The sequence below is a fragment of the Algoriphagus chordae genome (assembly GCF_003254055.1).
In the GTDB taxonomy this organism is placed as follows: domain Bacteria; phylum Bacteroidota; class Bacteroidia; order Cytophagales; family Cyclobacteriaceae; genus Algoriphagus; species Algoriphagus chordae.
The window spans coordinates 98,005-109,544 of sequence record NZ_QKZT01000002.1 but is presented as its reverse complement, the minus strand read 5'-3'; the positions used below and the strand labels follow the sequence as shown (position 1 = coordinate 109,544).

Here is an 11,540-nt window from a genome sequence, read left to right as displayed (position 1 = left end):
TCAAATTAATATCCTATGAAAACCAACTTTAACATCCTATTAGCTTTTGCGGCAGTCATTACCATCGGATTCTCTAGCTGTGATTCTACAGATGATCCCGAACCGGGACCAGTATCACCAACTACCGAAAGCAGATTCATCATCGCATCCACACCTCTCGCATCTGATGGAGTGGCGGATTATCTCTTGACTGCCGAAAGCTTGTCCGAAGGAACGGTGAGTACAGTAGGGAATGGCGTGGAACAAGACGGAACATACCGCTATTATGTGACTCACAAAAACAAGTTTTTCAGCATGCTTTACGGTCAGGGAAATCCTGGTGCTGTGACTATCTACGAATTGAATTCCGAAGGTGCTTTGGAGAAATTGTCTGATTTTCAGTCAGAAACAGTACAGGCTTTTGGGCCGATGAACGATGATATCGTAATGGTGAAAGTGGCAAGAGGAGCTACGGATCCTGTGGGTTCTTGGTATCGCTTGGACGCTGACCAGCTTCAGATAGTTGCTGATGGAAAGTGGAATCAGGAAGAAATAGCCAACAATGGCGAGCGCGCATTTTTCTCCTGGGTGACTCAGGTAGGAGACAAGCTATTCGCGCCTTACTTCAGTATCAAAGCTTGCTGCAATGACAGCTTTGGTACCAATTATCCGGATAGCTCGTGGATCGCAGTTTTTGATTACCCAAGCATGGAATTGAACAAAGTGATCAAAGATGACCGAACCAGCTTTATAGGTCGATATTTTCTATCGGGTCTTGAAGTAGATGAGTTGGGAGATACTTATGCATTCTCTGCTTCCGTAGCATCCTCAAACGGTGAAATGACATCTACGCTTCCTTCAGCTTTTACCAGGATCAAAAAAGGAGAATTGGAGTTTGACCAATCCTACTATTTCAATGTGGAAGCTTTAGCAGATGACTATTACGTGACGGCGAAAACTTACGCAGGAAACGGAAAATTCATCGTGATGATGAACAAAGAGAAAGGTGCCTATACCGTTGGAAACCGCTTTGGTGTAGCCGATGTGTACAATAAAACTTTCACCTGGGTCACCGGAGCTCCAGCTGAAGCATCTATCGTCAATGTGACCATTAATAATTATTCCGAAAAGAATGGACTTGCCTACATCGGTATCACCACGGAAGTAGGGAGCTGGGTATATGAGTTCAATGCCAACACGGCCACTGCCAAAGAAGGACTAAAAGTCGAAGGTGGTAGAATCACTGCCATCAGCAAACTGGAAGTGGCGGAGTAATCTTAAGAAAACTAAGTCCTGGGAATTTAGCTGCATTTGGAAACTAAACCGACAAAGGCTCCTATCCCAGGCACCAATTCAATATCAATCCAAAACCAATCGCTTATGTCTGGATGTAGAACAGAAATTATCTATCAGAACGAGGATTTTGTTTTTACAAAATGCACCGATTGCGACCGCATGGGACTCATGTACAAGCAGGCAATGATCAGTTTTGATGAGCTCAATTTTGACGCTTTTTGCAGATACATGGAGCGGATGGAGTTTGAATTTGAAAAGTACCCATTCTTCGATGGGCTGGATAGAGTGGTCATTGAGACATACCATCCCGATGTGCAGTTCACGCTGGTAGAAGAAGAGTTTTATCGGCTGAAAGCAAATGTCATCGAAGCGAATGCTCAGCTGCAACTGATCGAGATGATTAGGAAGATGTGAGGTGGGTTTAGACGGAAGACAGAAGACAAAAGACAGAAGACGAAAGAAGGAAGATGGCAACCCTGATAAATTGAGCAACTGGGATACTTAGTGAGCTAATAGGATTAATACTTAGTAGATGCAATTCCCCCCTTGAAAAGGGGGTAAGGGGGATTTAAACAATGATATCAATCCAGCTTCTGGAGAAGCAGGACAACTTGAATACTAAACAATAATTAATAACCGTGACCTCTGTATTATCCTCTGTGGACTCAGTGGTTGAAAAAATAAACACTATGAAAACAATATCATTAAAATCACTTAGCCTGACGCTGATGCTCACGATGCTGATCGTGGGCGTGCAGGCACATGCACTTTGGATCCATACGGCTTCCACAAGCGAACTTGGACAAGCACATCCTTACAAAGTGTACTATGCCGATTACCATGAAAATGCTATCGAGCCAGTTGCAAAATGGTACTCTGATGTAAAGGAGTTTGAGCTTTGGCTGATTAGCCCTTCGGGAAAGAAAACCAAGTTGGAGCCAACTGCTACTAATGAGTATTTCGAAGGAAGTTTCACTCCTGATGAAAAAGGTGAGTACAGGCTGCAGATTAGTCATACGGCTGACCCTGGAGATAGCAAAACTGCCTATCAGTTCAATGCTTACGCCCAAGTTTGGGTGGGCAAAGGTAAAGCAGCAGCCATACCAGACTCAGATTTGGCTTTGGTGAGAGATGCTAAATCTTCTGATCTGGAAGTTTTGTACAAAGGGAAGGCATTGGCAGAAGGTGATATTGCGATCCTTGGTCCAGATGCAGAAACTCAGGAATTGAAAACCGGTAAAAAAGGGAAGGCAAGCGCAGCCCTAGATGCCAAAGGTATCTACTTCGCTGAAGCCACACATACCGAAAAGCTTCCGGAAAACGATCCCTCTGGTTTGAAAGCCATCTGGAGATGTGCTACGCAAGCTATTGAAATTGACTAACTGAAGACGATTGATTGGGTCACTTTTATATCTGCTGTTTGAACTATGAGCTTTTCTTTTTCAGCTAAGATTTTTATTGCATCAGGGGGATCATTCTTGCTTGATTCTCCTGATGCTCTTTTTCTAGATCCTACCAATTTTCAGTATCATACCAAGCAAAAGCAAGGTGGAACCAAGTGACTATTAAACTTATGAAAATATGATTACCGTAAGCATCCTACTTACTTTTTTGGGCTTTGAGTTTTTTTATCAATGCTCCGAAAAAGCCATACTTAGCCGACCAGCATTACTGAATAATTGGTTTTTGGCAAATGAAAAACTGGCCAAAATCATTGGTTCGGCTCTCTTAATCCTAGGCCTAATCTTGATTGTGGTATACCTAGGGATAGGTTCTGGAATCTTTGCATTCCTGTGCGTACTGATGATGGTAGGTAGCCTAGTTGTATTGCTTTCCCCGATTTGGAAACTGAATATCTCCTGGCTTTTCGCCGGGTTTGGCTTATTGTTTTTGATAGAAATTATCTGATTATGCCTGCAAATAAAAAACACTTAACACCAACATTCCTACATCGCTTTTCTCGAATTACAGCAGGCTTGGTTGGTGGCTACTTGGTTACGGTCTCCTTCTTTCTTGCGCTATCATTTTGGCTGGACAAAGCTTCTGTGCTGTTCACGCTAGTTTTTGGTGGGTTTCTACTTTGGGTAGGACTTATGATTGTTGCCTTCATCGCCAAAAGCGGATGGAAAATCTGGGGGATTTACCTATTACTTACGCTGTGCTTTTCTGCAATTATTTACCTCAATCAACCTTCAGTCGCCATTTAATCAGAACTTATGAGCAACAGGATTTACAATATTTTATTTCACACGCACACAATTTCTGGGATTATCATCAGTGTGGCTTTGTATGTGATTTTCTTCGCAGGATCATTCTCTTTTTTCAGGGATGAAATTATCAGTTGGGAGCGGAATGAGTCGATTTCTGAAGGATGGGCGCTGCAGGAAATGGATTTTGATCTTGTACTGGATACGCTTCAGGCAAGAAAAGGAATTGCCAAAACAGACCTTGTATTCAATCAATATTACGATGAGCAGCGTACAGGCGTAACTATTTCTGCACCCAAAGATGCTGTGGTAAAAGAGGGAGAGGGTAGAAGAGGGCGTGGAGGTCGAGGTAATTTCTTCTATATGAATACGCAGGATCTGAAGACTTATGATTATCAGGAATCCTATTCCTTTGGGGAATTCCTGTACAGACTTCACTTTTTTGCACAGCTGAATTTCTATGGCAGGTCAGGTTATTTGCTGGCTGGAATTATCGCTTTTTTCTTTCTTTTCGCAGTGATCACGGGAGTGATAGTTCATTGGAAAAAGATCATCAGCAACTTTTACATCTTTCGCCCAAACAACAGCATCAAAAATCTCTGGACAGATGCACACACGGCTTTGGGGATTATAGGTTTGCCCTACCAATTCATGTTTGCACTCACAGGAGTTTATATCATAGTGGGCTTGACGATTATGTCACCAGCGATTATCAGTTACGCTTATGAGGGGAACCAGGAGAAAGCATACGACGATTTTGGCTTCAATCCTCCCAAGTATGAGTTTGTAGGCAAGCCACTGGAAAGAGATTTTTCCGTGAATGGATTACTCGCGCAGACCAAAGAGAAGTGGCCTGAGTTTCATGTGCACAATGCGAGTATTTTCAACTATGGCGATGAAAATATGCATGTGCAGTTTACTGGAAAGTCTGATTATGATAAGAAATTTGCCAGCTCGGGGACGATTACTTACCGAGTTGCTGATGGAGAAATAGTGGTTGAGAAGAGCCCATTTCAAGAAGTATCTTATCTCGATGGAGCGAGAGCTGTGATTTTGAGATTGCACTTTGGTGACTTTGGAGGCAAAGGCTTGAAGCTGATTTACTTTGCACTCGGTTTATTGACCTGCTTTGTGATTGTCTCAGGCGTAATGATCTGGCTAGTGGCTCGGGACAAAAAACATGTGTCTCCGATAAAAAGGAAGTTCAACGCTTGGTTAGTTTGGTTCTATTTGGGGGGCTGTCTGAGTATGTTTCCTGCCACGGCATTTACATTTGTGATGATCAAAGTCGGCTTGCAGGACCCTGTGGCAGATCGATCTACCTTTATTTTTCAGACTTTTTTCTGGTCATGGTTGGCATTGACGTTGATTTTTACTTTCCTCCGCAACAACGCTGTTACCAATAAATTCACCATGATTCTTGGAGGAATCATCGGACTAGGTGTGCCTCTCATGAATGGTTTGATCTCAGGAAACTGGCTGTGGATTACACTGAGAAATGGACAGACGGATATATTCCTGATAGATGCACTTTGGCTGGTTATATCCGTTTCTGCGATTTTGATTGGACTAAAAATGAAACTAAAGAAAGCCGAGGAAGAACCTGGCAAAACGACAGCTCCAAGAAGGAAATCGGCAGTAGCAGTGGGTTGATTTTTTTAGTTGGCGGAGTGATGATTCAGGCTTCGCCAACTTCTTTTTATTTTGAAAGGTGTCTTTAGCGAGTATGTGTTTGTAGTTCAATTTGTAATGGAATTGGCCAGATTTTTAATTACACTAGCACCAAGACAATGTATTTTTTGATAAAATGGAACGGAATGATGCCGCATTTGCTTTATTTTTGTACTCCGTTTTGATGAGATGAATCAGCCTCTCGAAATACTATGAAAAAACTTAATTCTCTTATTTACCTCTTTTATTATCTCCTTCTTTGGGTGGTTTTGCCATCTACAGGGCTAGGTGAGCGGGTATTTGCGAGTGAATTTGGGGATAGAGACTATTATACTGTTACGAAGTCTGACACTAATTTTTCTGATTTTCATCATTGTGTCAATCCTGATTGGAATAGAATAAGTAGGCAAGGATCCAATGATGATTGGCTTTCAAATACGGGGCATTGGCCAGTTCTTTTTTCATCTATTTTCAAACCACAGTTTAGAATTTCTGAAGGAGAGATTTTAAACATATCTTTTTTGAGTACTCCGGTGTATGGTGCCTTGACTGCCGCCAAGATCATTTTCCCCTTTCATTATTTCTGGTAAAACGGATTGCAATTTTAGTTGACATTGCAAAATCCTCCAGACTTCTCCAAGCCAGGTAGGATTGATATTCCATTTTACATATCTAAAAATAATGAGCGAACTAACAGTGATAATTGTGTCGATCTTCTTGATCGCAATGGTATGTCTACCATTAATTATAAATCATTACAAACAAAAGAATAAGGCTAATCTGCTGAAGGAGAGACTCAAGTCCGAGGCACAGGTAAGCCATTTAAATACTAGTGATTTTGAGACTTGGCGTGAAACTTATTGTATAGGTTTAGACCAACACAATAGCCAGCTACTCTTTCTGAATATCCTAGAGAAAGATGTTCAGGTGCATAAATTCGATTTGGGGAAAGTAAGATTGTGTCGCCCAATCAGAAATTTCCGGGAAATTAAGGAAGGCAAAGTAAAGCGTCAGATTATCAATAAAATCAGCTTGGTGCTGGATCAATTTGATGAGCATATGAAGCCATTTGAAGTGGAACTTTATGATGAGGAGAAGAATGATTATATAATCAACGAGTGGGAGCTTGCCCAAACCTGGTCTAAAAGGATAAATGACTTGAAGAATTAATTCTAGAATGGGAGGCAAAAGGCCTCCTATTCTTTTTTTAGAAGGATTTCAATTCTCTCCGTTCAATTATTCCAAAATTCCTTATTTTGGTTGCCTAAACCTTTTTTATATATAATGGCACAAGCATCTGAACTAGCTCCAGGGAGCAAATTGGTACATCCGAAATTCGGCACAGGAATGATCCTTTCTGTGGACGATACCTATTACAAAATTTATTTTTACAACAATGAGGAAGTCAAAACGCTCGCTCGAGATTATGAGGGATTCACAATAGATGAAGCCAAAGTCCCTGACTTTCCTATGCTGACGATGAAAGATGTGGAGAAAGCTATCCGAGAAGCCTTAATTCAGACTTCTGAGCGAGCGCCGATTGTGCCTTTGGGAGGGAAATGGATGGGAGGAAATGTGGTTTTCAAGCCCAATGACCCGTCTCTTCAAGCTAAGGAGGTCCCAATGTCTGCTTTCTTCCATAAAATTGTGATGGTGCGAGAAAAGCTAAGGGTGCTAGAACAAAACATTAATAATCATCCAAAGCTGGATGATGAAGATCGAGTGCATTTGCAACAATACATCACCAGGGCATACGGCTCACTGACAACTTTTAATGTGCTGTTTGCTTACAAGGAAGATCAATTTAAGGGAAGTGGATCTTAGGGGAGCAGTTTGAGATATTAAATTTTTGCTCGGATTCTGCTGAGGGTTTCAATAGTCATGTCTAGAAATGAGGCAATTTGTCCTACAGATGCCTTGTGGATTACTTTTGGTCGGTACTGCATCAGTTCGAGGTATCTTTCCCTAGCTGTTTTGAATTTGTTGAATATTTGATGCTCTTCGAGGACAATGTAGTATTGTTCCAAAATCATCCGGTAGGCTCGTTCTAATTCTGGGAAATCTATAAAACAGGCCTGAAGATTATCATAAGAGATTTTGAAGACCTTACTTTTCTCCATCGTTTCGATATTTTCGTATGATGGCTTCCTAGTGATAAAGGAATGCATGGCTGTTACAAATTCTTCATCTAGTGTGAATGAGACCGTGATATCACGGTTTTCGCGGATGTAATAGCTCCTTGCTGATCCTTCGGATACGAAGTAGAGATACTTGCTTACTTGACCTTCTTTTTCCAATAAAAAACCTTTATCAACTTCAAATTCTTCTAGGTGATTTGCAAAAGCTGCCTTTGCTTCGTCACTTATGGTAGGGAATTTGCTGAATAGGCTTGAGAAATTTTCCATTTGTTAGTTACTAAAAAGTTTTGGTGGCGACTGGTAATTTATAATCTATCCTTTAGTTTTGCCCAGTTAATTTAAATAGAAGTGAAGGAACAGTCACATAATAAGTGGAAATATCTCAGCTTTTAATCTTTAAACTCTTGAATAATACTAAATAACATCTACTAACTAATTAATATTTTATGAAAAAACTTTTGGTATTCATATTTGCACTTGGCTTCTTCGGGACTGCTCAGGCTCAATTTGGTGTTCGCGCAGGTTATAGCGGAGCTAATTTCTCTGACTTTGATTCTGATGCAATCGGAGGTTTTCATGCAGGTGCATATTTCAGAAAAGATTTAGGCTTTATTTCGGTAGAACCAGGCGTTTACTATTCCCAAAAAGGACATACTCGAAATGAGTCTCAGATTGCTCCAGTGGTCAAACAAGATCGACTGAATTATGTTGACATACCTGTTTTGGTTCGCGTTAATTTTCTACCATTTCTTAATGTTTTTGCAGGTCCACAGGGTTCTGTCTTGGTGTCTAGAAAATTGGAATATGAAGATGGAAGTTCGGATACGAGCATGGACCCTATCAAAGGTTATGATATTTCTGGAGTGGTAGGATTGGGTGCTAATTTACCCTTAGGACTGAATGCCCAGGTGAGTTATGATATTGGATTCCAGAGTGTCAATTACTACAATCAGGATGTTAAGAATAATGTGTTGAAGATCTCTTTAGGATTTGATTTCTAAGTAAATTTCAACTTGATATAATTATTAAAAACCCGGTTTGTGCCGGGTTTTTATTTTTTCAACCGATCTGGGTTTTCTTGAATAAAAGATTTCCAGCCCGCATTTCTCCCTTTGGTCTGAATTCTTCCATCATGAAAATGATGACAAAGAGCCACCGCCAAAGCATCCGTAGCATCCAGCATTTTAGGTAGCTCAGTAATATTGAAAAGTGTCTGAAGCATAGCTGCCACTTGTTCTTTGGAAGCATTACCATTCCCTGTGACGGATTGCTTTACTTTTTTTGGGGAATACTCCGTGATAGGTATACCTCTTGCCAAAGCCGCTGCCATGGCTACGCCTTGTGCCCGCCCGAGTTTGAGCATGGATTGTACATTGACGCCAAAGAAAGGAGCTTCCAAGGCTACGCTGTCAGGCATAAATTCCTCTAAAATCCCCGTAATTCGTTCAAAAATTTTCTTGAGCTTCAACTCATGCGTTTCATACTTTTTGAGATGAATTACACCGTATTGAAGTAGCTTGTACTTTTTGCCTTCGGTCAAAATCACGCCATAACCCATCACATTGGTGCCGGGATCTATGCCTAAGATGATTTTTTCCTTTGCTGCTTTTTCTTGTTCTTTGCTCACCCTCGCAAGTTAGCCCAAAACATGCTAAGTTTTTATCTGATCTGGTCTCTGAGTTACTGCACTTTGCTTTGGTGGATGAGTAGATTTTGGCAAGAAAAAGAGGATTTCGCCCTCGCTAAGGATTTCTCTCCTGACTTGACGCTTATAGTACCCTTTAGAAATGAGGCAAAGAATGTCGCCAGGTTGAGTTTGAATCTGAAGCGGCTCAGGTACCCCAATCTTGAAATTCTGTTGGTGGATGATCAGTCTGAAGATGATTCATTTCAGCTATTGGAAAAGAGTTTCGAAGACTATCAACATGTCCAAGTTCTAAGGAGTCCAAGCAAGGGGAAAAAGTCTGCCATTGAATATGGTGTGCAAATAGCAGTGGGAGAAATCATCTTGTGCACAGATGCAGATTGTGTTTTTCCTGAGTTTTGGGTAGAAAAGATGGTGCTGCCCTTTCAAAATCCTAATGTGCAGTTGGTGGCGGGAGCTGTTATGGTGGAGGAGAAAGCTGGGTTTTTAGAGAAATTCCAATCCATAGATTGGTCGAGTATTTTGCTGATGACTAATTATTATTTTGCTACACAATCCCCTCTGATGTGCAGTGGGGCTAATTTGGCGTATAGAAAATCTGCTTTTTGGGAAGTAAATGCATATGAAGGAAATCTGGAATTTGCATCAGGTGATGATGAGTTTCTATTGAAGAAAATCTGCAAAGCCTATGGAAAGGATGCCTGCTTTTATTTGTCCTCAGTGGAGACATTGGTCAGAACAAAGCCAGAGTCAACTTGGGAGACATTAATCAATCAGCGTGTGCGCTGGGCAAGTAAATGGAAGGTACATTTTTCTGCTTCACATGCGATATCCGCCAGTTTAGCGTTTTTGATACAGTTGGTTTGGATAGGTAGTATTTCCCTGATGTCCCTCGGGGGAAAAGGAATCTTGGCCTTCGGCTTAGTCTGGTTAATCAAAGTCTTTGGTGAAAAAATCAGCTTGGGCAAAGTGTTGAAAAGTCTGGGGAGCCAACCGAGTACTTTGATGCTATTTCAGACTTCCTTTGTTCACCCATTCTATGTCATGCGAGTTGGGATAGGAGCTTTGCGCGGAAAGTTTACTTGGAAGGGTAGGGAGAACTAGAGAAGTGTTAATTTAGAATTTGAAAACTAGAACATGAACGACGAGGAATTTGACTTGATGGACGAGCTTTATTTCGTGCAGCCTTATGGATATCTTTTGGAAACCTTGGGCTGGGAAGATGATTTGCTATTGAAAACTTTGCAAAAGCTTTATTCACAGGGCTATATCAAATGTCTGGATGATCCCGATAAAGAGCGATTTGGAGCAACTGATATTTTGAAAGAAGGAAAAGGCTTATATTTTTTGGCAACAAAAAATGGGCTGATGGCACATAATACACTATAGCATTGACCACTGAAATACATAAATATCAACGTAAGGAGCTTCAGCTGAAGTCTTTGCTCGAAATTACTCAGGCGATTAATGAAAATCAGTCTGAAGCAATATTGCTTAATATATTCAAATTCACCTGTCTAGTGCATTTGAATATAAAAGCACTGATACTCTACGTGGCGAAGGAAGGGGCTTTTGAAAACAAGATCTCTCATGGCGTGAAAGGGAATGTGCCGATGCTGATAGCCGCAAGTCAAGTGGTAGACGAGAAATCTACGGGTGAACTGAGACTAGAGCTGGAGGAGGAATATTCTTTTGAAGAGCTCGAAACCTATTTGCCAGTTTATCATAAGGATAAGATGCTCGCCATTCTCTTTTTGAGGAGAAAGGATCAGAGTTTGGAACTGGACTTGAACTTTACCCAGGCTTTGACGAATATCCTGGTGGTGGCTTTGGAGAATAAGCGATTTGCCAGAAAGCAATTAGAACAGGAAATTTTGAATAGGGAAGTGGCAATAGCCTCGCAGGTGCAGCAAATGCTTTTTCCCGCGGAGCTTCCTACTGACAAGGAGTTGAAGGCCAAAGTGACCTATTTACCACATAGCATGGTCGGTGGTGATTATTACGATCTGATCCGAAAGTCCAAGGATGAGGTGTACTTCTGTATTGCGGATGTTTCGGGCAAAGGGATTTCTGCAGCACTGCTAATGTCTAATTTTCAAGCGGCTTTGCGGACACTTTTGCGTAGTGATGCCAATCTGGAAATGGTGGTGAAACAACTCAATTATACCCTGTTCGAAAATACGAATGGAGAACGATTTATTACTTTTTTTCTAGGGCACTTCAATTTCAAAACCCGCGAACTTACCTATGTCAATGCTGGGCATAACCCTCCCTTGCTTTGTAGAGAGGAAACCGGGAAATGTGAGAATTTGCATGCTGGGACTACAATTTTGGGAGCTTTCGATGAATTACCTTTTCTGGAAATCGGAAAACGAGAACATCTCAAAGATTTTGCCCTACATCTCTATACCGATGGCTTGACAGAAGCGATGAACCCAGCTGAAGAGGAGTTTGGAGAGGAGCGCTTGGAGAAGTTTGTAGACAAGAACATGGACTTGGACCCGGATGATTTTCATCGGAAATTCTTAAAGAAAATCAAGCAATTTTCGAAGGATGTGCCTTTGCGGGATGATTTGACTTTACTGAGTTTAAGATTTCAATAGT

15 protein-coding genes are annotated in these 11,540 nt (G+C 41.2%); 13 read left to right on the top strand and 2 right to left on the bottom strand.

Going from position 1 to position 11,540, the window contains the following annotated elements:
- Positions 1 to 15 precede the first annotated feature (15 nt).
- The 9 genes from LV85_RS02450 (at position 16) to LV85_RS02410 (ending at position 6,977) form a co-directional block, all read left to right on the top strand.
- Positions 16 to 1,254 carry a DUF4374 domain-containing protein gene (locus LV85_RS02450; RefSeq protein WP_111316611.1) on the top strand — a complete coding sequence of 413 codons (1,239 nt, stop codon included), beginning with the start codon at positions 16 to 18 and terminating at the stop codon, positions 1,252 to 1,254.
- A 105-nt stretch (positions 1,255 to 1,359) separates the two neighbouring features.
- Positions 1,360 to 1,689, top strand: coding sequence for a DUF6686 family protein (locus LV85_RS02445; protein WP_146260412.1), 330 nt, complete (start codon positions 1,360 to 1,362; stop codon positions 1,687 to 1,689).
- 275 nt (positions 1,690 to 1,964) lie between these two features.
- Complete coding sequence (locus LV85_RS02440) at positions 1,965 to 2,657, top strand: DUF4198 domain-containing protein (protein WP_146260411.1); 693 nt, start codon at positions 1,965 to 1,967, stop codon at positions 2,655 to 2,657.
- Between the two features lie 199 nt (positions 2,658 to 2,856).
- On the top strand, positions 2,857 to 3,183 hold the full coding sequence (locus tag LV85_RS02435) for a hypothetical protein (RefSeq protein WP_111316608.1): 327 nt from the start codon (positions 2,857 to 2,859) through the stop codon (positions 3,181 to 3,183).
- A 2-nt stretch (positions 3,184 to 3,185) separates the two neighbouring features.
- Positions 3,186 to 3,482: a hypothetical protein gene (locus LV85_RS02430; RefSeq protein WP_111316607.1), complete on the top strand. Its 297-nt coding sequence runs from the start codon at positions 3,186 to 3,188 to the stop codon at positions 3,480 to 3,482.
- A 9-nt stretch (positions 3,483 to 3,491) separates the two neighbouring features.
- Complete coding sequence (locus LV85_RS02425; protein ID WP_111316606.1) at positions 3,492 to 5,135, top strand: PepSY-associated TM helix domain-containing protein; 1,644 nt, start codon at positions 3,492 to 3,494, stop codon at positions 5,133 to 5,135.
- 230 nt (positions 5,136 to 5,365) lie between these two features.
- The gene (locus tag LV85_RS02420) at positions 5,366 to 5,743 is read left to right on the top strand and encodes a hypothetical protein (protein ID WP_111316605.1); all 378 of its coding nucleotides are present in this window, start codon (positions 5,366 to 5,368) and stop codon (positions 5,741 to 5,743) included.
- 91 nt (positions 5,744 to 5,834) lie between these two features.
- Positions 5,835 to 6,323, top strand: a complete 489-nt coding sequence (locus LV85_RS02415; protein WP_111316604.1) for a hypothetical protein — start codon at positions 5,835 to 5,837, stop codon at positions 6,321 to 6,323.
- Between the two features lie 114 nt (positions 6,324 to 6,437).
- A complete protein-coding gene (locus LV85_RS02410; RefSeq protein WP_111316603.1) occupies positions 6,438 to 6,977 on the top strand; it encodes a hypothetical protein in 540 nt (179 codons plus the stop codon).
- A gap of 17 nt (positions 6,978 to 6,994) precedes the next feature.
- Here LV85_RS02410 and LV85_RS02405 read toward each other — a convergent pair whose 3' ends face one another.
- Positions 6,995 to 7,558, bottom strand: coding sequence for a Crp/Fnr family transcriptional regulator (locus tag LV85_RS02405; RefSeq protein WP_111316602.1), 564 nt, complete (start codon positions 7,556 to 7,558; stop codon positions 6,995 to 6,997).
- Positions 7,559 to 7,737: 179 nt separating this feature from the next.
- Here LV85_RS02405 and LV85_RS02400 point away from each other — a divergent pair, with 179 nt between their 5' ends.
- Positions 7,738 to 8,292 (top strand): outer membrane beta-barrel protein, encoded by a 555-nt coding sequence (locus tag LV85_RS02400; protein ID WP_111316601.1) that lies wholly within the window; start codon positions 7,738 to 7,740, stop codon positions 8,290 to 8,292.
- 50 nt (positions 8,293 to 8,342) lie between these two features.
- Here LV85_RS02400 and ruvC read toward each other — a convergent pair whose 3' ends face one another.
- On the bottom strand, positions 8,343 to 8,918 hold the full coding sequence (gene ruvC / locus LV85_RS02395) for a crossover junction endodeoxyribonuclease RuvC (RefSeq protein WP_111316600.1): 576 nt from the start codon (positions 8,916 to 8,918) through the stop codon (positions 8,343 to 8,345).
- 21 nt (positions 8,919 to 8,939) lie between these two features.
- On the opposite strand from ruvC, the gene LV85_RS02390 reads away from it, so the two are divergent.
- Genes LV85_RS02390 through LV85_RS02380 form a run of 3 tightly spaced genes read left to right on the top strand, consistent with a single transcriptional unit; the run spans position 8,940 to position 11,539 of the window.
- The gene (locus LV85_RS02390; RefSeq protein WP_111316599.1) at positions 8,940 to 10,040 is read left to right on the top strand and encodes a glycosyltransferase; all 1,101 of its coding nucleotides are present in this window, start codon (positions 8,940 to 8,942) and stop codon (positions 10,038 to 10,040) included.
- A 33-nt stretch (positions 10,041 to 10,073) separates the two neighbouring features.
- Positions 10,074 to 10,325 (top strand): hypothetical protein, encoded by a 252-nt coding sequence (locus tag LV85_RS02385; RefSeq protein WP_111316598.1) that lies wholly within the window; start codon positions 10,074 to 10,076, stop codon positions 10,323 to 10,325.
- Between the two features lie 2 nt (positions 10,326 to 10,327).
- Complete coding sequence (locus LV85_RS02380) at positions 10,328 to 11,539, top strand: PP2C family protein-serine/threonine phosphatase (protein ID WP_111316597.1); 1,212 nt, start codon at positions 10,328 to 10,330, stop codon at positions 11,537 to 11,539.
- The last annotated feature ends 1 nt before the right edge of the window (position 11,540 follow it).